General features: G+C 65.2%; 17 protein-coding genes. 8 read left to right on the forward strand and 9 right to left on the reverse strand.

Features of this window, described 5'->3' with window-relative positions; all coding sequences use genetic code 11:
- The first annotated feature begins 3 nt into the window (after positions 1-3).
- Complete coding sequence (locus Q9316_RS11330) at positions 4-1,227, forward strand: aminomethyltransferase family protein (RefSeq protein ID WP_371878003.1); 1,224 nt, start codon at positions 4-6, stop codon at positions 1,225-1,227.
- Positions 1,228-1,476: a hypothetical protein gene (locus Q9316_RS11335; protein WP_306031718.1), complete on the forward strand. Its 249-nt coding sequence runs from the start codon at positions 1,228-1,230 to the stop codon at positions 1,474-1,476.
- On the opposite strand, the gene Q9316_RS11340 is transcribed toward Q9316_RS11335, so the two are convergent.
- From Q9316_RS11340 to Q9316_RS11380, 9 genes are all read right to left on the reverse strand, one after another.
- Positions 1,468-2,091: a TetR family transcriptional regulator gene (locus Q9316_RS11340; RefSeq protein WP_306031719.1), complete on the reverse strand. Its 624-nt coding sequence runs from the start codon at positions 2,089-2,091 to the stop codon at positions 1,468-1,470. The two genes, Q9316_RS11335 and Q9316_RS11340, sit on opposite strands and share 9 nt — an antisense overlap.
- Positions 2,092-2,097: 6 nt before the next feature.
- Positions 2,098-5,232 (reverse strand): efflux RND transporter permease subunit, encoded by a 3,135-nt coding sequence (locus Q9316_RS11345; protein ID WP_306031720.1) that lies wholly within the window; start codon positions 5,230-5,232, stop codon positions 2,098-2,100.
- An 11-nt stretch (positions 5,233-5,243) separates the two neighbouring features.
- The gene (locus tag Q9316_RS11350; RefSeq protein ID WP_306031721.1) at positions 5,244-6,602 is read right to left on the reverse strand and encodes an efflux RND transporter periplasmic adaptor subunit; all 1,359 of its coding nucleotides are present in this window, start codon (positions 6,600-6,602) and stop codon (positions 5,244-5,246) included.
- Positions 6,603-6,779: 177 nt separating this feature from the next.
- On the reverse strand, positions 6,780-7,781 hold the full coding sequence (locus tag Q9316_RS11355) for an ABC transporter ATP-binding protein (RefSeq protein ID WP_306031722.1): 1,002 nt from the start codon (positions 7,779-7,781) through the stop codon (positions 6,780-6,782).
- Between the two features lie 10 nt (positions 7,782-7,791).
- Positions 7,792-8,844, reverse strand: a complete 1,053-nt coding sequence (locus Q9316_RS11360; RefSeq protein ID WP_371877905.1) for a Gfo/Idh/MocA family protein — start codon at positions 8,842-8,844, stop codon at positions 7,792-7,794.
- Positions 8,845-8,852: 8 nt separating this feature from the next.
- A complete protein-coding gene (locus Q9316_RS11365; protein ID WP_306031724.1) occupies positions 8,853-9,692 on the reverse strand; it encodes a carbohydrate ABC transporter permease in 840 nt (279 codons plus the stop codon).
- Between the two features lie 15 nt (positions 9,693-9,707).
- Positions 9,708-10,658, reverse strand: coding sequence for a carbohydrate ABC transporter permease (locus tag Q9316_RS11370; protein WP_306031725.1), 951 nt, complete (start codon positions 10,656-10,658; stop codon positions 9,708-9,710).
- A 288-nt stretch (positions 10,659-10,946) separates the two neighbouring features.
- On the reverse strand, positions 10,947-12,206 hold the full coding sequence (locus Q9316_RS11375; RefSeq protein ID WP_306031726.1) for an ABC transporter substrate-binding protein: 1,260 nt from the start codon (positions 12,204-12,206) through the stop codon (positions 10,947-10,949).
- 44 nt (positions 12,207-12,250) lie between these two features.
- Entirely contained in the window at positions 12,251-13,144 is an 894-nt protein-coding gene (locus tag Q9316_RS11380) for an N-acetylmuramic acid 6-phosphate etherase (protein WP_306031727.1), read from the reverse strand.
- A gap of 197 nt (positions 13,145-13,341) precedes the next feature.
- Between Q9316_RS11380 and Q9316_RS11385 the strand changes: the two genes are divergently transcribed.
- From Q9316_RS11385 to Q9316_RS11410, 6 genes are all read left to right on the forward strand, one after another.
- The gene (locus Q9316_RS11385; RefSeq protein ID WP_306031728.1) at positions 13,342-14,229 is read left to right on the forward strand and encodes an N-acetylglucosamine kinase; all 888 of its coding nucleotides are present in this window, start codon (positions 13,342-13,344) and stop codon (positions 14,227-14,229) included.
- Positions 14,226-14,990: a GntR family transcriptional regulator gene (locus Q9316_RS11390; RefSeq protein ID WP_306031729.1), complete on the forward strand. Its 765-nt coding sequence runs from the start codon at positions 14,226-14,228 to the stop codon at positions 14,988-14,990. The genes Q9316_RS11385 and Q9316_RS11390 overlap by 4 nt, the downstream gene beginning before the upstream one ends.
- A gap of 24 nt (positions 14,991-15,014) precedes the next feature.
- Positions 15,015-16,037 (forward strand): SIS domain-containing protein, encoded by a 1,023-nt coding sequence (locus Q9316_RS11395; RefSeq protein WP_306031730.1) that lies wholly within the window; start codon positions 15,015-15,017, stop codon positions 16,035-16,037.
- The gene (nagA, locus tag Q9316_RS11400) at positions 16,034-17,194 is read left to right on the forward strand and encodes an N-acetylglucosamine-6-phosphate deacetylase (RefSeq protein ID WP_306031731.1); all 1,161 of its coding nucleotides are present in this window, start codon (positions 16,034-16,036) and stop codon (positions 17,192-17,194) included. Before Q9316_RS11395 ends, nagA begins: the two co-directional genes overlap by 4 nt.
- Positions 17,195-17,296: 102 nt before the next feature.
- Positions 17,297-18,352 carry a dipeptidase gene (locus Q9316_RS11405; protein ID WP_306031732.1) on the forward strand — a complete coding sequence of 352 codons (1,056 nt, stop codon included), beginning with the start codon at positions 17,297-17,299 and terminating at the stop codon, positions 18,350-18,352.
- A 22-nt stretch (positions 18,353-18,374) separates the two neighbouring features.
- The gene (locus Q9316_RS11410) at positions 18,375-19,121 is read left to right on the forward strand and encodes a copper homeostasis protein CutC (RefSeq protein WP_306031733.1); all 747 of its coding nucleotides are present in this window, start codon (positions 18,375-18,377) and stop codon (positions 19,119-19,121) included.
- Positions 19,122-19,127 lie beyond the last annotated feature (6 nt).

The raw sequence follows: 19,127 nt of genomic DNA on the forward strand, positions 1-19,127 counted from the left end.
GCCATGACGAAATCCGCCGCGGAACTGCGCCGTGCGGCGCGCGACCATATCCGCGCGCCGCGTCTGGAAACGCCCTTCCACGACCGGCTGATGGCGCTGAGCGAGGTCAACGACTGGTACAACTGGGCCGGCTACAAGGCGCCGCATTCGCTCACCGACGGCGAACTCGAATATTTCGCCATCCGCTCCACTGCCGCGCTTTTCGATATTTCGCCCATGGTGAAATACCGCATCATCGGCCCGGACGCCGAACGCTACCTCAACCGCCTGACGCTGCGCGATGTCAGAAAACTCGGCGTGAACCGCGTGCACTACACCGCCTGGTGCGACGACCATGGCCATGTGCTGGACGACGGCACGCTCTTTCGTCTGGCCGAACAGGAATTCCGCCTGTGCTGTCAGGAACGCCACCTGCCCTGGCTGCTCGACAGCGCCTTCGGCTTTTCCGTCGATATCCGCGAGGAGACCGAGGAGATTGCCGGCCTCGCCTTGCAGGGGCCGACCAGCTATGCCGTGCTGCGCGATGCCGGCTTCATCGGCGCGGACAGGCTGAAGCCGTTCGACATCGCCACCTTCCCGCACGAAGGCGGCGAGGTGACGATCTCGCGCACCGGCTTTACCGGTGACCTCGGCTACGAACTCTTCGTGCCGCGCGCGAAAGCCCTTTCTCTTTGGGATCGGCTGTGGACCGCCGGCGAACAGCACGCCATCCGCGCCATCGGCTACGGCGCGCTCAACCAGACGCGCATAGAGGCCGGCTTCATCGTCGCCAATACCGACTTCATCACCGCCGAGGGCGCGCTGCGCGCCGACCGGGTGCGCATGCCGGACGAGATCGGCCTCGACTGGCTGGTCGATCCGGAAAAACCCAACTTCAACGGCCGCCGCGCGATCCTTGATGCACGGCGGAATCAAACTCTGAAGCACATCCTCGTCGGCCTTGAAATCGAAGGAAATATTCCCGCCGAGCACGCCATCGTCTACCATCGCAAAAAACACGAGGCAGGGCTCGTCACCGCCGCGATCTGGTCGCCGACGGCCAAGCGGAACATCGCCATTGCCAGCCTCGAACGACCCTATGGGTCGAAGTTCACGGACGACCTCTGGGTAGAGATCTACGCCTTGCGCGAGCTGAAATACCAGAAGCTGATGAAACGGGCGAGGATCGTGCCGCGCCCCTTCGTCAAGCTGGCGCGCCGTACCGTGACGCCTCCGGGCCACAAATAGATGGACGAGGAAACCCGCCGCAACTGGGAGATCATAACCATGCCGCCCGGGGCCGAATGGTCCGGGCGTGCGCGCTATGCGGCGGCCATGTATTTCTGCCAGCGCGGCCAGATGGCGCCGGAGGTGCTGGAGATCTACCGCATCTGTTCGCGGCTCGATGCGGAGGACCCCGTCTCCGTGCTCAGGCGATGGCAGGTCGGCGCGGAATGGATCGAGCGGCTTGAAGCCTGGCGCGGGAGGTCAGGCTGAGCGCGTGTGCGAGGAATAGCTGAGGAACAGCCGCCGCAGCGCCTCCTTGCCCTCGCTGGCAATGTCGAACCGGCGGCCGAACAGCAGCCATTCCGAACAAAGCCCCTTGATGACCCAGCGCAGCATGGAGGCGGCCGAATGCGGCGTCCAGCAGGCGCAAAGCCTGCCCTGCCCCTCGGCCTTCGAAAAGGCCGCTTCCAGCGCCTGCATGTGTTCGTCGTCTATATCGTTCTGCCGTTCGGAAATACTGGCGAACTCGCCGATCGTATCGCAGCGCAGGAGGATCGAGAGGATACGCTGGCGGTGCTCGTCCTCGGCCAAAAGCTCCAGCCATTCCCGGCCGACCCGCTCGAGAACGCCGAGCACGTCGGCGTTTTCCGCCTCCAGCTCCCGGGCGATCAGGTCTTCCTGCGGCAGGGGGAGCGAGTTGTAGAGTTCCAGCACGAGGTCCGCCCGGTTGGCGAAGTGCCAGTAGATGGCGCCGCGGGTGACCCCCGCGGCGCGCGCCACATCCTCCATGGAGGCATGGGCGACCCCTTTTTCGTAGAAGACCTTTTCGGCCGCCAGCAGGATCTGCTGGCGGGTTTCCTTGGCCTCTGCCTTGGTCCGGCGCATGGCGGCCTACTCCGCCGGGCTTGGCGCCGGAGCCGGCTGCTCCTTCTTTTTGCCGTAACCGAACAGCTTCATCACGAAGACGAAGAAGACCGGCACGAAGAAGATGGCGAGCACGGTGGCGGTGATCATGCCGCCCATCACGCCGGTGCCGATGGCGCGCTGGCTGCCCGAGCTTGCGCCCGTCGCGATCGCGAGCGGCAGAACGCCGAGCGTGAAGGCGAGCGAGGTCATCAGGATCGGGCGGAAGCGCAGGTGGCAGGCCTCGATGGTCGCGTCGAGCAGCGACCGGCCGTCCTCCATAAGCTCCTTGGCGAACTCGATGATCAGGATCGCGTTCTTCGCCGAAAGGCCGATGATCGCGATCAGGCCCACCTTGAAGTACACGTCGTTCGACATGTCGCGCAGCGTCACGGCAAGCACGGCGCCGATGACGCCGAGCGGCACGACGAGGATGACGGCGAACGGGATCGACCAGCTTTCATAAAGCGCCGCAAGGCACAGGAACACCAGGAGGATCGAGAGGCCGACGAGGATCGGCGCCTGCGAACCGGACTGGATTTCCTGCAGCGACTGGCCCGTCCATTCGTAGCCGAAGCCCGGCGGCAGTTGGCCGGCAAGCCGCTCCATCTCGGCAATCGCGTCACCGGAAGAGAAGCCCGGCTTGGTCTCGCCGCTGAGGCGCATGGACGGATAGCCGTTGTAGCCGACCGTCTGCGTCGGCGCCATCGTCCACTCCGCTGTCGCAAAGGCCGAGATCGGAACCATGCCGCCGCTAGAATTGCGCACGTTGAGCTTCAGCAGGTCGGCCACCTGCATGCGTTCGTTCTGGTCCGCCTGGACCGTCACGCGCTGCATGCGCCCGGCATTCGGGAAGTCGTTGACATAGGTCGAGCCGAGATTGGTCGAGATCGTCGAGTTGATATCGGCGAAGGTCACACCGAAGGTATTGGCCTTCTCGCGGTCGATCAGGACATTGACCTGAGCCGCGTCCGGCATGCCTTCGACGCGCACGCCCGTCACAACATTGCTCTGGGCCGCGAGACCGATAAGCTGGCCGGTCGCGGCCGAAAGCGCCTGCTGGCCAAGTCCGCCGCGGTCCTGAAGACGGAACGAGAAGCCGCCCGTCGTGCCGAGACCCTGGATCGGCGGCGGCGACAGCGCGAAGCTGATCGCGTCCTTGATCTGGCTCATCGCCATGCTGGCACGCCCGGCGATCGCCTGCGCCGAATCTTCCGGCCCGCGCTCGCTCCAGTCCTTCAGCGTCACGAAGGCGAGACCGGCATTCTGGCCGGCACCGAAGAACGAGAAGCCGTTGATGCCGACGATCGTGTTGACGGCCTTTTCCTGGCCGAAGATCGTCTCGACCTGCGTGAGCACCTCGTCGGTACGATGGCCCGTCGCTTCGGAGGGAAGCTGCATCATGACGATGGCAAAACCCTGGTCTTCATCCGGCAGGAACGAGGACGGCAGCTTCAGGAACATGTAGCCGAGGCCGGCGAGGATCGCGATATAGATCACCATGACGCGGCCGGTGCGACGGATCAGCCAGCCGACCGTGCCGCTATAGCCTTTCGAGCTGCGGTCGAAACCGCGGTTGAACCAGCCGAAGAAGCCGCGCTTGGTGTGGTGATGCCCCTTCGGAACCTGCTTCAGGAAGCTGCCGGCAAGCGCCGGGGTCAGCGACAGAGCGAGGAAGGCCGAGAAGAGGATCGAGACGACCATCGTCAGCGAGAACTGCTGGTAGATGACGCCGACCGCGCCCGGGAAGAAGCCCATCGGGATGAACACCGAGGCGAGCACCAGCGTGATGCCGATGACGGCGCCGGTGATCTGCTTCATCGCCTTGCGGGTTGCCTCCTTCGGCGGCAGGCCCTCTTCCGACATGATGCGCTCGACATTCTCCACCACGATGATCGCGTCATCGACGAGAATGCCGATGGCGAGCACCATGGCGAACATGGTGAGCACGTTGATCGAGAAGCCCATGGCAAGCATGACGGCGCAGGTGCCGAGCAGCGCGACGGGAACGACGAGCGTCGGGATGATCGTGTAGCGGATGTTCTGCAGGAAAAGGAACATCACGAGGAACACGAGGCCGACGGCTTCCAGCAGCGTGTGCAGAACCTTCTCGATCGATACCTTCACGAAGGGCGAAGTGTCGTAGGGCATCGAATATTCGATGCCCGGCGGGAAGAACTTCGCCAGTTCGTCCATGCGGGCCTTGATCGCCTCGGAGGTCGCCATGGCGTTGCCGCTCGGCGAAAGCTGCACGGCGACAGCAGCCGAGGGCTGACCGTTGAGGCGCGTCGAGAACGAATAGGTCTCGCCGCCCACTTCGACGCGCGCGACGTCGCGCAGGCGCACGGCCGAACCGTCCGCATTCGCACGCAGAACGATGGCCCCGAATTCCTCCGGCGTCGTGAGCTGGCCCTTGATGTTGACCGGCGCGGCGATCTGCTGGGTGATCGGGTTCGGCTGCGCGCCGATGCTGCCGGCCGCGATCTGGGCGTTCTGCGCCTGCACGGCGGCGGTAACGTCCGCTGCCGTCAGGTTGAGGCCGAGCATCTTGGCGGGATCGAGCCAGATGCGCATGGACCGCTGCGTGGCGAAGAGCTGCGCACGGCCGACGCCGGGCACGCGCTGGACTTCAGACAAGACGTTGCGGTTCACGTAGTCGCCGAGGCTGATGGCATCCATCGAGCCGTCGGTGGAGGTGAGCGCGACGATCAGCAGGAAGCCGGAACCCGCCTCTTCCACCTGCACGCCCTGACGGCGCACGGAATCGGGAAGGCGCGGCTCGACGCGGCTGATGCGGTTCTGGACGTCGACCGAAGCCTGGCTCGGATCGGTGCCCGGCGCGAAGGTGATGTTGATTTCCGCCGATCCCGAAGCGCTCGAGGTCGATTCGAAATACAGCATGCCCTCGACACCGTTCAGCTCATCCTCGATGAGCTTGGTGACGCTCTGGTAGGTATCCTGCGAGGATGCGCCGGAATAGGACGTCGATACCGAAATCTGCGGCGGGGCGACGTCCGGATACTGCGCGATCGGCAGAAGCGGAATGGAGATGGCGCCGGCGATCATGATGAAGATCGCGACCACCCAGGCGAAAATCGGCCTGTCTATGAAAAAACTGGGCATCGTCCGGATCCTTACTTTGCCTGCTCGGTCTTGGCGGCATCCTCGCCGCCTTCGGCCTTGCCGGCTTCGCCGGTCGGGGCAGCGCCCTCCCCGCCTGCAGCCTTGGCATCCTTGCCGGCCTCACCGGTCGGGGCAGCGCCTTCCCCGCCCTCAGCCTTGGCATCCTTGCCGGCTTCGGCAGCGCCACCTTCGGCAGGCTGCTTTCCGGCATTGGCGGCGGCATTCGGGTCCCACTCGGCCGGAACGACTTCACCGCCCGGCTGAACCTTCTGGAAGCCCTCGACGATGATCTTCTCGCCGTCCTTCAGGCCATCCGTGATGACCCAGCGCGTGCCCGAGGCACGGCCGACGCGCACGGGACGGGTGCCGGCCTTGTTGTCGGCGGAGACGACATAGACCAGCGCGGTGCCCGAGGCGTCACGCTGCACGGCCTGCTGCGGCACCAGCACGGCGCCCTTCTCGATGCCCTGCTCGATCTGCACGCGCACATACATGCCCGGCAGGAGGTCGCCATCGGGGTTCGGGAATTCGCCGCGCAGCGTCACCTGGCCGGTCGTCTCATCGACCGCGGCTTCCGAGAAGAGCAGCTTGCCCGAATGCGGATAGGCGCTACCGTCGTCGAGCATCAGCTTGACGTCGGCCGAGTTGTTGTCGGCCATCAGGTCGCCGTCCTCCAGCGCCTTGCGCAGGCGCATGAGGTCCGTCGCCGACTGCGTGAAGTCGGCATAAACCGGGTCGAGCTGCTGGATCGTGGCGAGGTTTTCCGTGCCGTTGGCCGAAACCAGCGCGCCTTCGGTGATGAGGGCACGGCCGATGCGGCCGCTGATCGGGGCCTTCACCTCGGTATACTGAAGATTGAGCTTGGCCGTGGCGAGACCCGCCTCGGCGATCGCGACATCGGCATCGGCCTGCGCCAGCTTGGCGATGGCGTCGTCATAGGCCTGCGCGGAGGCAACGTTCGACTTCTTCAGCTGCTCCTGGCGCACCGTGTCGTTCTTTGCCTGGGCCTGCACGGCCTTGGCACGGCGCAGCGTGGCTTCCGCGCTGTCGACCTGCACCTGGAACGAGGCCGGGTCGATGCGGTAGAGCACGTCACCTTCCTTGACCTGCGAGCCCTGCTCGAAGACGCGTTCGATGACGATGCCGGTGGCGCGCGGGCGAACCTCGGCGGTACGGGTCGCAGCGATGCGGCCCGGCAGGTCGTTGGTGATCGGCACGTCCTCGGCCTTCGCCGTGATGACAGCTACCTGCGGTGGGGGAAAGGAAAAGCCGCCCTGCGGTGCCTGTTCGTCCTGGCAGCCGGCGAGAATCAAAAGGGCGCCAAAGGTCGCAATCGAAATCGGTCTCGTGAAACGCATGGGTTCTTCCATAGGCAATGCCGGGGGAAGGCCGGCAGGGTGCTGAAAACGAGTCGATGCGGTGATCGCCGGACCACCGCATCGCAACATACAAACAAGGCTGTATGTTAGTTCCTGATATTTGACAATCGTAGATCACGGCGGGAGATGCCGCAATCCTTCCTTATCACGGATTTGTGATGAGGGGCCTCAACGTATCGCACGACCATTTGAATCGAAATGGTGCATCTGGCCGGCCGAAGGCGTGGCGAAGACGATGTCGTCAGGCGCATAGTGATGCTCGCCGAACAGGCGGACCACGATGGTCCCCACCTTCTCCGATTCCAGGTAGACGATCGTGTCGGCGCCGAGATGCTCGACATGCACTACCTTGCCCTGCCATTCGCCGCTTTCGCGCGACAGGGTGAGGTGTTCCGGGCGCACGCCGACCGTCTTCACATCGGCAACGCCGAGGCGCGCCGCATCGATGAAGTTCATGCCCGGCGAGCCGATGAAGCCGGCGACGAACAGGTTGGCCGGACGGTTGTAGAGTTCCATCGGCGAGCCGACCTGCTGGATGACGCCCGCATCGAGCACCACGATCTTGTCCGCCAGCGTCATCGCCTCGACCTGGTCGTGCGTGACGTATATCATGGTCGCCTTCAGCTCGCGGTGCAGCCTAGCGATTTCGAGGCGGGTGTTGACGCGCAGCGCCGCATCGAGGTTGGACAGCGGCTCGTCGAACAGGAAGAGCTTCGGCTCGCGCACGATGGCGCGGCCGATGGCGACGCGCTGGCGCTGGCCGCCGGAAAGCTCGGCCGGCCGACGGGTCAGGTACTTTTCCAGCGACAGCATGGACGAGGATCTGGCGACGCGCTTTTCGATCTCGTCCTTCGGCGCGCCGGCCTGCTTGAGGCCGAGGCCCATATTGTCCTTGACCGAAAGGTGCGGGTAGAGCGCGTAGGACTGGAACACCATGGCGATGCCGCGCTTGGCCGGCGGCACCGTGGCCACTTCCGCCCCGTCGATGGTGATCGAGCCGGAAGTCGCGTCTTCCAGACCCGCGATGATGCGCAGAAGCGTAGACTTGCCGCAGCCCGAGGGACCGACGAAGATGACGAATTCGCCGTCCTTCACGTCGAGGTCGATGCCCTTGATGACGTCGACATTGCCGAAGGACTTGCGTACGGATTTGAGTTGAAGAGAGCCCACTGATTTCCCCCTAGAGCTTGACCGTCTGGCCGGTTCTGACACTTTCGTCGGCCGCCAGGCATATCCTCAGCGACTGCACTGCATCGTCCATGTGCCGCGAGAGATCGATGTCCTCGCGGATCGCCTTCAGCACGAAGGCCTGTTCCCGGTCGCAGAGTTCCTGGTGCCCCGGTTCGCCCGCCATCTTCAGGTCCTCGTCCGCGGAGAGGAACTTGCCGTCAGGCCCCGTTGCCGCGTTGTGAACGCGGATGACCGCCGTCTTGGTGTGGGTGTCGATGTCGTCGGACTTGGCGTTCGGATCCATGACGATCGATACCGAGCCGTTCGGCGACATGACGTCCTTCACGAAGAAGGCCGTCTCCGAGATCATCGGCCCCCAGCCCGCCTCGTACCAGCCGAGCGAACCGTCGTCGAAGAGCACCTGCAGGTGGCCGTAATTGTACATGTCCGGCGCGATCTCGTTGGAAAGGCGCAGGCCCATGCCGCGCACCTCGACCGGCTTGGCATCGGTGATCTGGCACATCACGTCGAGGTAATGCACGCCGCAATCGACGATCGGCGGGGTGGTCTGCATCAGCGCCTTGTGGGTCGCCCAGGTCGGCCCGCTCGACTGCTGGTTCAGGTTCATGCGGAACACGTAGGGACCGCCGAGCTTGCGCGCTTCCTCGATGAGCCGCACCCACGAGGGATGATGGCGCAGGATGTAGCCGACGACGAGCTTGCGGCCGTTCGCCCTGGCGCAGGCCACGACCCGCTCGGCATCCGCGACCGTGGTCGCCAGCGGCTTTTCGAGGAACACATGGGCGCCTGCCTCCATCGCCGCGATGGCATATTCGGCGTGGCTGTCCGAGTAGGTGTTCACCGAGCAGAGCTCGGGCTTCAGCTCTTTCAGAGCCTCGTGGAAGGACGGGTGGATCTCGTAGCCTTCCAGCCCGGCCGGAACCGGAACCTTCGAACGGTTGACGAGCCCGATGATCGTAAAGCCCGGATTTTCGTGATAGGCGAGCGCATGGCTCCTGCCCATGTTGCCGAGACCGGCGGAAAGCACACGGATGGGGGTCATTGCAGAACTCACTTGACTGCTCCAGAGGTGATGCCGCGGATCAGTTGCCGCGAGAAGATGAAGTAGAGGACGAGCACGGGCAGGATCGCCAGCGAGAGAGCCGCGAGCACCGCGTTCCAGTTGGTGACGAACTGGCCGATGAATATCTGCGAGCCCAGCGTCACCGTCTTGGTCGCCTCGCTCGGCGCCAGGATCAGCGGGAACCACAGGTCGTTCCAGATCGGGATCATCGTGAAGACCGCGACCGTCGCCATCGCCGGCCTGATCAGCGGCAGCACGAGGCGGAAGAAGATCGAATATTCCGAGAGCCCGTCGATGCGGCCGGCATTCTTGAGGTCGTCGGAGACGGTCCGCATGAACTCGGACAGAATGAAGACGGCAAGCGGGATGCCCTGCGCGGTATAGACCAGCACCAGCGCCGTCAGCGTGTTGACGAGCCCCGTCGCCACCATGCCCTGCAGGATCGCCACCGTGCCGAGGCGGATGGGGATCATGATGCCGATGGCGAGATAGAGGCCCATCAGCGTGTTGCCGCGGAAGCGGTATTCCGAGAGGGCGAACGCCGCCATGGCGCCGAACAGCAGAACCAGCGCGATGGAGGCCACCGTCACGATGAAGCTGTTCTGGAAATAGGTGGCGAAGTCCCCCTGCCCCAGAACCGTATAATAGCCGACGAGGTCGAAGGTCTTGGGCGTCGGAAGCTGCATCGGGTTGCGGAAGATCGCATTGCGATCCTTCATCGAGTTGATGAGCGTCAGGAACACCGGGAAGAGCGAGATGATCGAATAGCCGATCAGCGCGAGGTGGACCAGCGACGTGCGGGTGAGCGAAGTGCGTGCTTGAGACATGTCAGGCCCTCCCGATCAGAACTGGTAGCGACGCATGCGCCGCTGGATGACGAAGAGATAAAGCGAGACGCCGGCGAGGATGATGAGGAACATGACCGTCGCGATCGTCGCGCCCATCGAGCGGTCGCCGAGCTGGAGCTGGAAACCGAAGAAGGTGCGGTAGAGCAGCGTGCCGAGGATGTCCGTCGACTTGTCGGGCCCTGCAAGCGCGCCCTGCACCGTGTAGACGAGGTCGAAGGCATTGAAGTTGCCGACGAAGGTCAGGATGGAGATGATGCCGATGGCGGGAAGGATCAGCGGCAGCTTGATCTTCCAGAACTGGCTCCAGCCCGTCACGCCGTCGCATTCGGCGGCTTCCACCACCTCTTCCGGAATGTTGAGCAGCGCGGCGTAGATCAGCATCATCGGGATGCCGACATACTGCCAGACGGAGATCAGCGACACGGCGATGAGCGCCGAGTTCGGCTTGCCGAGCCACGGCGAAAAGAACGACTTGAGGCCGACGAGATCCATCAGGTAGGGCGACACGCCCCAGATCGGCGAGAGGATCAGCTTCCAGATGAAGCCGACGATCACGAAGGAGAGCAGCGTCGGCAGGAAGATCGCCGTGCGGTAGGCTGCGGCAAAGCGCAGCTTGGGAAGCGAGAGCATGGCGGCGAGCGCAACCCCGATCGGGTTCTGCACCAGCATGTGGATGACGAAGAAGATGAAGTTGTTCTTCAGCGCGTTCCAGAAATCGGCCGCCCAGCGCTCGTCGCCGAACAGCACCTTGAAGTTGCTAAGGCCGACGAAGGTCGACTGGCCGTCCACCGTGTTGAACAGCGACAGGCGCAGCGTTTCGATGAGCGGCAGGATCATGACTGCCGAGTAGACGATAAAGGCCGGCAGCAGGAAAACGCCGATATGCCAGCGCGTCGGGCGCTTGATCGGTCCTGTTGCGTCATGGGAAGAAGGTATGTCGCTCATGGCCCAGCTTGCCCCTCCGGTTGTTGTTCGTTGAAATCTGCATACGCGGACGCCGTGCGCGGCGGCCCCGCCGCACATGACAAATTCAGCATACACGATAGTAACGGGGTCGCTCCCCGAATTTGCCCTTCGGCAACCTCTGTCCACCGGGACGAAGAGGGTGTGGCACCGCGCCTGCCCGCTCGAGCCGCGCCGCCGGAAGCCCCTCCCCCCGGATTTTACGGGGAGAGGATCGGAGCGGGAAATCTCCCGCTCCTGAAAGCGGATTTCACAGCCGATGCGAAGGGCTTACTTGCCCGGCTTGTACCAGCTGTCGAGGCCCTTCTGGAGCTTCTCGCCGGCCACCTCGGGCGTATCCGTGCCGTTGATGACGTTGGCCGATTCCGTCCAGGTCTCGTTTTCGAGGTTCGGCGTGCCGCGCGACAGGATCTGGTAGGTCGAGCGGATCGTCGGCTGGCACTTTTCACGCCAGGAGACGAATTCCTGCGCCAGCGGGTCGGCCATCTTCACGGCCGTCGAGTTCAGGCTGAAGAAGCCCGGCAGCGAGTTGGCGTAGATATCGGCGAATTCCGGCGAGGACACGAAGGTCAGGAATTTCTTGGCAGCCTCGGCATTCGGGCTCTTGGCGTTGAGGCCGATGCCGATGTCGTTATGGTCCGAGATGTAGCAGGTGTCGCCGGCATTCTTCACCGGCGGCGGGAACGCGCCCATCTTGAACTGCGCCTGCGTGTTGAACAGGCCGATTTCCCACGAGCCTGCCGGGTAGATGGCGGCGCGGCCGAGCGTGAAGAGGTTCTGGCTGTCCGGATAGGTCTGCGCCTCGAAACCGTCGCCGAGATAGTCCTTCCACTTGGCCAGAACGCGGTAGGGCTCGACCCAGCCGTCGTCGGTCAGCTTCTGCTCGCCCTTGATCAGCGCCTTGCGGCCTTCCTCGCCCTTCCAGTAGGTCGGGCCGATGTTCTGGTAGCCCATGGTGGCGGCTTCCCAGAGGTCCTTCGTGCCCATCGCCATCGGGATGTAGCTGCCTTCGGCCTTGATCTTGTCGAGCGCCGCGAAGAATTCGGCTTCCGTCGTCGGGACGGTGATGCCGAGCTGGTCGAAGGCGTCCTTGTTGTAGATGAAGCCGTGGATGACCGAAGCCATCGGCACGCAGAAGGTCGTCGCGCCGTCGTCCGTCGTCCAGGCGGACTTGGCGACGTCGGAGAAGTTCTCCATGCCCGACAGGTCGTTCAGGCCGGCGAGATGGCCCTTGTTGAAGAGTTCGAGCGAGGCGTCGAACGGACGGCAGGTGATGAGGTCGCCAGCCGAGCCCGCGTCGAGCTTTGCGTTGAGCGCGGCGTTGTACTCGGTCGGCGCGGTCGGCGCGAAGACGACCTTGATGCCCGGGTTCTTGGCTTCGAAGGCCGGGATGATCTTCTCCTGCCAGATCGACAGGTCGTCGTTGCGCCAGCTTTCGACGGTCAGCGTGACGTCCTGCGCCTGGGCAAGCCCGGCCGTGCCGAGGATGCTGGTGGCAAGGAGCAGGCCCTTGATTGCGTTGCGTGTCATCGTATTCTCCCCTTTTATGCGCCGCAGCGCGTTTTGAGATCAGTTTATCCGATAGCCTTGAGCGCGCGACGGAGGCTTTGCCCCGACCGGTCCAGCGCCGCCTGTGCGGCGCTCGTATCCGGTGCTCCCGCGGCGAGCAGCACGGCTGCCTTGACCGAGCCTTCGGAGCGCGCGAGGAGGCGTTCCGCCTCGTCGAGCCCGACACCGGAGATGTCGGAGACGATGCGGCAGGCACGCCCCTTCAGTTTGATATTGTCGGCCTTCAGGTTGACCATATGGCCGTCGTGCACATGGCCGAGATGGATGCCGACGAGTGTGGAAAACAGGTTGAAGGCGATCTTCTGCGCCGTGCCCGCGCCCATGCGCGTCGAGCCGGAAATGACCTCCGGCGGCGTCTGCAACAGGATGGAAACGTCGGCACCGTCGAAAAGCGCCGCACCCGGATTGTTGGCCATGGCCACGACCTGGGCGCCCTTCTCTTTCGCATGGGACCCGAGGGCCAGGACGTAAGGCGTGCTGCCGCTTGCCGAAACCGCGATCACACAGTCCTTCACGCCGATGCCGGCAGCTTCGGCGTCGCCGAGCGCAAGGTCGCGGTCGTCCTCATAGCCGCCCGCCAGGTCTTCGAGGCTCGCGGCGCCGCCGGCAAGCAGGATGACGATGCGGTCGCGGGAAATACCGTAGGTGCCGGGAAGCTCGAGCGCATCGGCCATCGCCATGAGGCCGGAACTGCCGGCGCCGGCATAGACGAGGCGTCCGTCGGAAAGCAGCGCATCGGCGGCAAGGCGGGCGGCAGCGGCGATATCGCCGAGCGCGGCGTCGACCACGGCGGCGGCAGCCTTCTGTCCATCCGCAAGCACTTTCAGCGCGTCGACAGGCTGACGTTCGTCCAGCCCGCTCGCCTGATCATGCCTGCCCTCGGTCCTGCCTGCGGCCATCGTCGTTTCTCCTCTGGCCGAAATTAATGCCAAAAAAATACCAATTGTCCATAGGAAATTAATTTTTAAGACCACTTTTTTGCAGCCGAATATTTTTATCGCATAAAATCAATAATTTATACAAAAGCTCATTTTCGATACCACCATACCCCTTGGTTAATGGTATTTTTTTGGTATCGTTGTCCTCGGAGGTGCCCATGACGGATTATATTCTCGGTATCGACGGCGGGGGAACGAGCTGCCGCGCAGCTGTCGCACGCCCGGACGGCATCATTCTCGGCCGCGGCAAGAGCGGCGCGGCCAATATCCTGACCGACCCCAACAATGCGATCATCTCCATCACGGAGGCGGCCAAGGCCGCCTATCGCGACGCGGGGCTGGACGAGGCCGGCATCAACGGCGCCTCGGCCTTTCTCGGCCTTGCCGGCACCAATGTCGGCGACCTGACCCGCTACGTGCACGACCGCCTGCCCTTCCGCCACACGGACATCGATTCCGACGGCCTGATCGCCCTGCAAGGCGCGATCGGCGACGAGGACGGCGCCGTGGCGATCCTCGGCACCGGCTCCATCTATATGGCGCGCAGGAACGAGACGGTCCGCTATATCGGCGGCTGGGGTTTTACCGTCGGCGACCTCGGCGGCGGCGCACGGCTTGGCCATGCCCTTCTTCAGGAAGCGCTGCTCGCCCATGACGGCGTGCGCCCGCGCTCGGGCGTCACCGACGCCATCCTCGATGAATTCAAGGGCGATCCGCGCGGCATCGTCGAGTTCGCCCGCCTGTCCAAGCCCGGCGATTTCGGCCGCTTCGCGCCCCTCCTTTTCGATCATGCGCGCCGGGGCGACCCGCAGGCGATCGCCATCGTCAAGGCCGGCGCGGCGACGGTCAACGAATCTCTCGACGCCATCATGGCGCTTGCCGGCGCCGAGCGCCTCTGCCTGCTCGGCGGGCTGGCGCAGATCTATCCCGAATGGCTTTGCGAGCGGCACCGCTCGATCCTGGTGGAGGCCGAGGCCGATGCGCTGACGGGTGCCGTGGCGCTCGCCGCCAAGGGCTACAGGCAACGCACGGGAGCCGCCGCATGACCACGCCGCTTTCCGCCATCCTCTCGCCGGACAGCCTGCAATCGGGCGTGCCGGGGCCGCTCTACCTGAAGCTCCGCCAGACGCTGGAGGAGGCGATCACCTCCGGCAAGCTCAATTACGGCGATGCCCTGCCGGCCGAGCGCGACCTTGCCGATCACGCCCATGTCAGCCGCGTCACCGTGCGCAAGGCCGTCGACGACCTCGTCAAGGACGGCCTCCTGGTGCGCCGCCACGGTTCCGGCACCTTCGTCGCCAAGCCCGTCTCCAAGGTACAGCAGTCGCTGTCCCGCCTCACCTCCTTCACCGAGGACATGGCGCGGCGTGGCCTCACCACCCGCGCCGAATGGCTCGACCGTGGCCTGTTCCATCCCTCTCCGGACGAGATGATGATGCTCGGCCTGCCGGCGGACGCGCTCGTCGCGCGGCTCGGGCGCCTGCGCGTCGCCGACGACATGCCGCTCGCCATCGAGCGCGCCTGCATCTCCGCCGAGTTCCTGCCCGATCCGCTGCAGGTGCAGGGCTCGCTCTATGCGGCGCTGGAAAAGCGCGGCTGCCGGCCGGTGCGCGCCGTGCAGCGCATCTCCGCCTACAACATGAAGGACCCGGATGCCTCGACGCTGGGCGTGCCACCGGGCTCGGCCGGGCTTTCCATCGAGCGGATCTCCTATCTTCGCTCGGGCCGGGTGGTCGAGTTCACCCGTTCCATCTATCGCGGCGACGCCTACGATTTCGTCGCCGAACTGACGCTGTCCGAGACGTGACCGTCCAAACGCAAAGGCAATTCCATGCAGACCAACATGCGCAAAGAAGTCAACGAGATCCCGGAAGCGGCAGCCCGCCTGCTGGAGAATTCCGCCGGCACCATCGCGGCCGCCGGCAAGGCGCTGCGTGAACGCGACCCGCAGTTCTTCGTGACCGTCGCCCGCGGCTCCTCGGACCATGCGGCCCTCTTCCTGAAATATGCGATCGAGCTGACCGCCGGCCGCCCGGTCGCCTCCCTCGGCCCGTCGCTCGCCTCGATCTACGGCGCGAAGCTGAAGCTCGGCGGCGGCGCCGCCATCGCCATCTCCCAGTCCGGCAAGAGCCCTGACATCGTCGCCATGGCCGACGGCGCCACCAGGGGCGGCGCGATCTCGATCGCGCTCACCAACACGCTGCCCTCGCCGCTGGCAGAGGCTTGCAGCCACTCGCTCGACCTCTCGGCCGGCCCGGAAATCAGCGTCGCCGCCACCAAGTCCTATGTGAATTCCATCGTCGCCGGCCTTGCCGTTCTCGCCGAATGGACGGGCGACGCCGATCTCGACCGCGCCGTGAAGGACCTGCCGGAACAGTTCGCCAGGGCCATTGCGCTCGACTGGTCCGAACTTGCCGGCGACCTCAAGGAGGCCCAGTCGCTCTACGTGCTCGGCCGCGGCCCCGGACTTGCCATCGCCAGCGAGGCGGCGCTGAAGTTCAAGGAAACCTCCGGCATGCATGCCGAGGCCTATTCCTCGGCCGAAGTGCTGCACGGCCCGGTCGCCCTCGTCGGCCCGGCCTTCCCGGTCATCGCGCTTGCTGCCCGCGATGCCGCGGAAGCCTCCGTCACCGGCATGGCCGACGGCCTTGCCGAGCGCGGCGCCTATGTCGGCATCACGGCGGCCGGCGCCAAGAGCGCGCGAAAACTGCCCTTCGTCGCCACCGGTCATCCCATAACTGATGCGCTGGCGCTGATCGTGCCCTTCTACGGCTTCATCGAGGCCTGGTCGCGCGGCAAGGGCCTCGACCCGGACAAGCCGGTCAACCTCAAGAAAGTGACGGAAACCCGATGACAGCGCTCACCGCCATTACCGGCGCCCGGATCTTCGACGGCGATCTGTGGCACGAGGACAGTGTGCTGCTTCTCGATGACGGCAAGGTCGTCGGCCTTGTCCGGCCGCGCGACGTGCCGGGCGATGCCCGCACGGTGCCGATGGACGGGCTCTCGCTCGTCCCCGGCTTCATCGACCTGCAGGTCAATGGCGGTGGCGGCGTGCTGCTCAACGAGCAGCCAGATCTCGAAGGCATCCGCACCATCTGCGCCGCCCATGCCCGCTTCGGCACGACCGCGCTCCTGCCGACGCTGATCACCGACAACCGCGAGGTCACGGAACGGACCATCGCCGCCGGCCTTTCCGCGCGCGAGGCGGCGGTGCCCGGCTTCCTCGGCCTTCACCTCGAAGGCCCCCACCTTTCCATCGCCCGCAAGGGCGCGCACGACCCGGCCCTCATCCGTCCCATGGATGCGGCCGATCTCGACCGCACCATCGCCGCCCGCAAGGGTCTCGAAGCCCTCCTGATGACGCTGGCGCCGGAAAACGCCACCAACGAGCAGATCGCCGCGCTCCATGCCGCCGGCGTCACCGTCAGCCTCGGCCATTCCGATTGCGGTTACGAGACCGCGCAATCCGCCGTCGAGGCGGGCGCGAGCATGATGACCCACCTCTTCAATGCGATGAGCCAGCTCGGCAACCGCGAACCCGGCATGGTCGGCGCGGCGCTCGACCTCGGCCATCTCAATGCCGGCCTCATCGCCGACGGCTTCCATGTCCATCCCGCGACGATCCGCATGGCGCTCAGGGCCAAGCGCGGCCCCGGCCGCGTCTTCCTCGTCACCGATGCCATGTCGACCATCGGCACGGACATGACGAGCTTCTTCCTCAACGGCCGCGAAATCTTCCGCGAAGGCGGCCGCCTGACGCTCGCCGACGGCACGCTTGCCGGCGCTGACATCGATATGGCCTCGTGCATACGCTATATGCGCGACATCGTGGGCATCGATCTCGAAGAGGCGCTGCGCATGGCCTCGCTCTATCCTGCCGAGGCGATCGGCATGACCGGCCGCAAGGGCCGCCTGACGCATGGCCACGACGCGGACTTCACCGTCATCGACGACGGCGTGAACGTCGTCTCCACCTGGATCGCCGGCACGCCGGTCTTCGCCGCCTGATCCGGCCCGCGGTCCTTGCGGCCCGCGGCGGAATCGGCTCTACCGACCGGTAAGACAGGAGCAATCCAGTACGGAATTGCGTGACGAAAGGCAGTGCGGCACATGCAATTGATCTTCGACGGCCACAACGACGTTCTCCTGCGCCTCTGGGAGAATGCGCAAAAGGGCGAGGACCCGATCGCCGAATTCGTCGGCGGCACGGACAAGGGCCATATCGACGCCCCGCGGGCGCTCAAGGGCGGCCTTGCCGGCGGCTTCTGCGCCATGTTCGTCCCGCCGGAAGAAGACTATCCCGCCCGTGTGGTGGACGAAAACGGCCACTACGACATCCCGATGGTCGGCCCGCGCGCGCACGACGCGGCGCTGAGGATCGCGCTTGAAATGGCCGATATCGCCACCCGGCTGGAGCAGGCCGGCGGCCTTGCCATCTGCCGCAGCACCGCCGATATCCGCGCGGCGATGAAGCAGCGCCGCTTTGCCGCCGTCCTCCATATCGAAGGCTGCGAGCCGATCGCCGAGGACCTCTCGAACCTCGAAACCTTCCATGCCAACGGCCTGCGCTCGCTCGGCCCCGTCTGGAGCCGGCACAACGGGTTCGGCCATGGCGTGCCCTTCGCCTACCCCTCCTCGCCCGATACCGGCCCGGGCCTGACCGATGCCGGCGTCGCGCTGGTGAAGGAATGCGACCGGCTCGGCATCATGATCGACCTTGCCCACATCACCGAAAAGGGCTTCTGGGATGTGGCGCGCGAAAGCACGCAGCCGCTCGTCGCCACCCATTCCAACGCCCATGCCCTGACGCCGATCTCGCGCAACCTCACCGACCGCCAGCTCGATGCGATCCGCGAGCGCAAGGGCATTGCCGGCCTCAACTATGCCACAACCATGCTGCGTGCGGACGGGCTGGAAAACGCCGACACGCCGCTCACCGACATGGTGCGCCACATCGACCACATGGTGGACCGCATGGGCATCGACTGCGTGGCGCTCGGCTCGGATTTCGACGGCGCGACCATCCCCGCCGCCATTACAGACGCCGCCGGCAACCAGGCGCTGGTCGAAGCGCTGCGCGGAGCCGGTTACGGCGAGGACGACCTTGCAAAGCTCTGCCGCGAGAACTGGCTGCGGCTCCTGAAAACCGTCTGGCGCGAAGCCTGACCCTCAAATCCCGAGAAATTTCATGACAAAGCCCCTCATCGAACTCTGCGTCGAAGGCATCGACGGCTTCCTCGCCGCCCAGGAAGCCGGCGCCGACCGGGTCGAGCTCTGCGCGAGCCTGATGGAGGGCGGCCTGACGCCGAGCCTTGCCACCATCCGCGCCGCGGTGAAGGCTGCGCGCATTCCCGTCCACGTCATTATCCGCCCGCGCGGCGGCGACTTCCTCTATTCCGACGCAGAATTCGAGACGATGGTGGAAGACGTCCGGGCGCTACGCGACGAGGGCGTTTCCGGCGTCGTCATCGGCTGCCTGACGCCGGACGGCCGGATCGACGAGGCGCGCACCACGACGCTGGTCGAGGCTGCGCGCCCGATGTCCGTCACCTGCCACCGCGCCTTCGACATGACGGCGGATGCCGGCGAGGCGCTGGAAGCGCTCGTGCGCTGCGGCGTCGACCGGGTGCTGACCTCCGGCCAGCGCGACACGGCCGTCGAGGGCATCGCGATCCTGAAGAGCGCCGTCGAACAGGCCGCCGGCCGCATCGTCATCATGGGCTGCGGCGCGCTCGATGCGCAGAACATAAGCAAGGTCCGCGACGAGGCCGGCCTTGCCGAACTGCACTTCGCCGCGCTCACGACCGTGCCGAGCGGCATGGCCTTCCGCAATCCGCATGTCGGCATGGGCGGCACGGAGAAGGATCGGGAATACGAACTGACGCTGACGGACAAGGACGCGGTGCGCGCGACCATCGCCGCGGCAAAATCCTGATGGGAC

It is taken from the genome of Shinella zoogloeoides, from assembly GCF_030733845.1.
Taxonomy (GTDB): Bacteria; Pseudomonadota; Alphaproteobacteria; order Rhizobiales; family Rhizobiaceae; genus Shinella; species Shinella zoogloeoides_C.

Excerpts from the sequence above, each read along its gene's own strand:
- Q9316_RS11390 (WP_306031729.1), top strand. The coding sequence starts at position 14,226 with ATGACCACGCCGCTTTCCGCCATCCTCTCGCCGGACAGCCTGCAATCG.
- nagA (WP_306031731.1), top strand. The coding sequence starts at position 16,034 with ATGACAGCGCTCACCGCCATTACCGGCGCCCGGATCTTCGACGGCGAT.
- Q9316_RS11345 (WP_306031720.1), bottom strand. The coding sequence starts at position 5,232 with ATGCCCAGTTTTTTCATAGACAGGCCGATTTTCGCCTGGGTGGTCGCG.
- Q9316_RS11330 (WP_371878003.1), top strand. The coding sequence starts at position 4 with ATGACGAAATCCGCCGCGGAACTGCGCCGTGCGGCGCGCGACCATATC.
- Q9316_RS11370 (WP_306031725.1), bottom strand. The coding sequence starts at position 10,658 with ATGAGCGACATACCTTCTTCCCATGACGCAACAGGACCGATCAAGCGC.
- Q9316_RS11380 (WP_306031727.1), bottom strand. The coding sequence starts at position 13,144 with ATGGCCGCAGGCAGGACCGAGGGCAGGCATGATCAGGCGAGCGGGCTG.
- Q9316_RS11365 (WP_306031724.1), bottom strand. The coding sequence starts at position 9,692 with ATGTCTCAAGCACGCACTTCGCTCACCCGCACGTCGCTGGTCCACCTC.
- Q9316_RS11385 (WP_306031728.1), top strand. The coding sequence starts at position 13,342 with ATGACGGATTATATTCTCGGTATCGACGGCGGGGGAACGAGCTGCCGC.
- Q9316_RS11340 (WP_306031719.1), bottom strand. The coding sequence starts at position 2,091 with ATGCGCCGGACCAAGGCAGAGGCCAAGGAAACCCGCCAGCAGATCCTG.
- Q9316_RS11395 (WP_306031730.1), top strand. The coding sequence starts at position 15,015 with ATGCAGACCAACATGCGCAAAGAAGTCAACGAGATCCCGGAAGCGGCA.
- Q9316_RS11360 (WP_371877905.1), bottom strand. The coding sequence starts at position 8,844 with ATGACCCCCATCCGTGTGCTTTCCGCCGGTCTCGGCAACATGGGCAGG.
- Q9316_RS11350 (WP_306031721.1), bottom strand. The coding sequence starts at position 6,602 with ATGGAAGAACCCATGCGTTTCACGAGACCGATTTCGATTGCGACCTTT.
- Q9316_RS11335 (WP_306031718.1), top strand. The coding sequence starts at position 1,228 with ATGGACGAGGAAACCCGCCGCAACTGGGAGATCATAACCATGCCGCCC.
- Q9316_RS11405 (WP_306031732.1), top strand. The coding sequence starts at position 17,297 with ATGCAATTGATCTTCGACGGCCACAACGACGTTCTCCTGCGCCTCTGG.
- Q9316_RS11375 (WP_306031726.1), bottom strand. The coding sequence starts at position 12,206 with ATGACACGCAACGCAATCAAGGGCCTGCTCCTTGCCACCAGCATCCTC.
- Q9316_RS11410 (WP_306031733.1), top strand. The coding sequence starts at position 18,375 with ATGACAAAGCCCCTCATCGAACTCTGCGTCGAAGGCATCGACGGCTTC.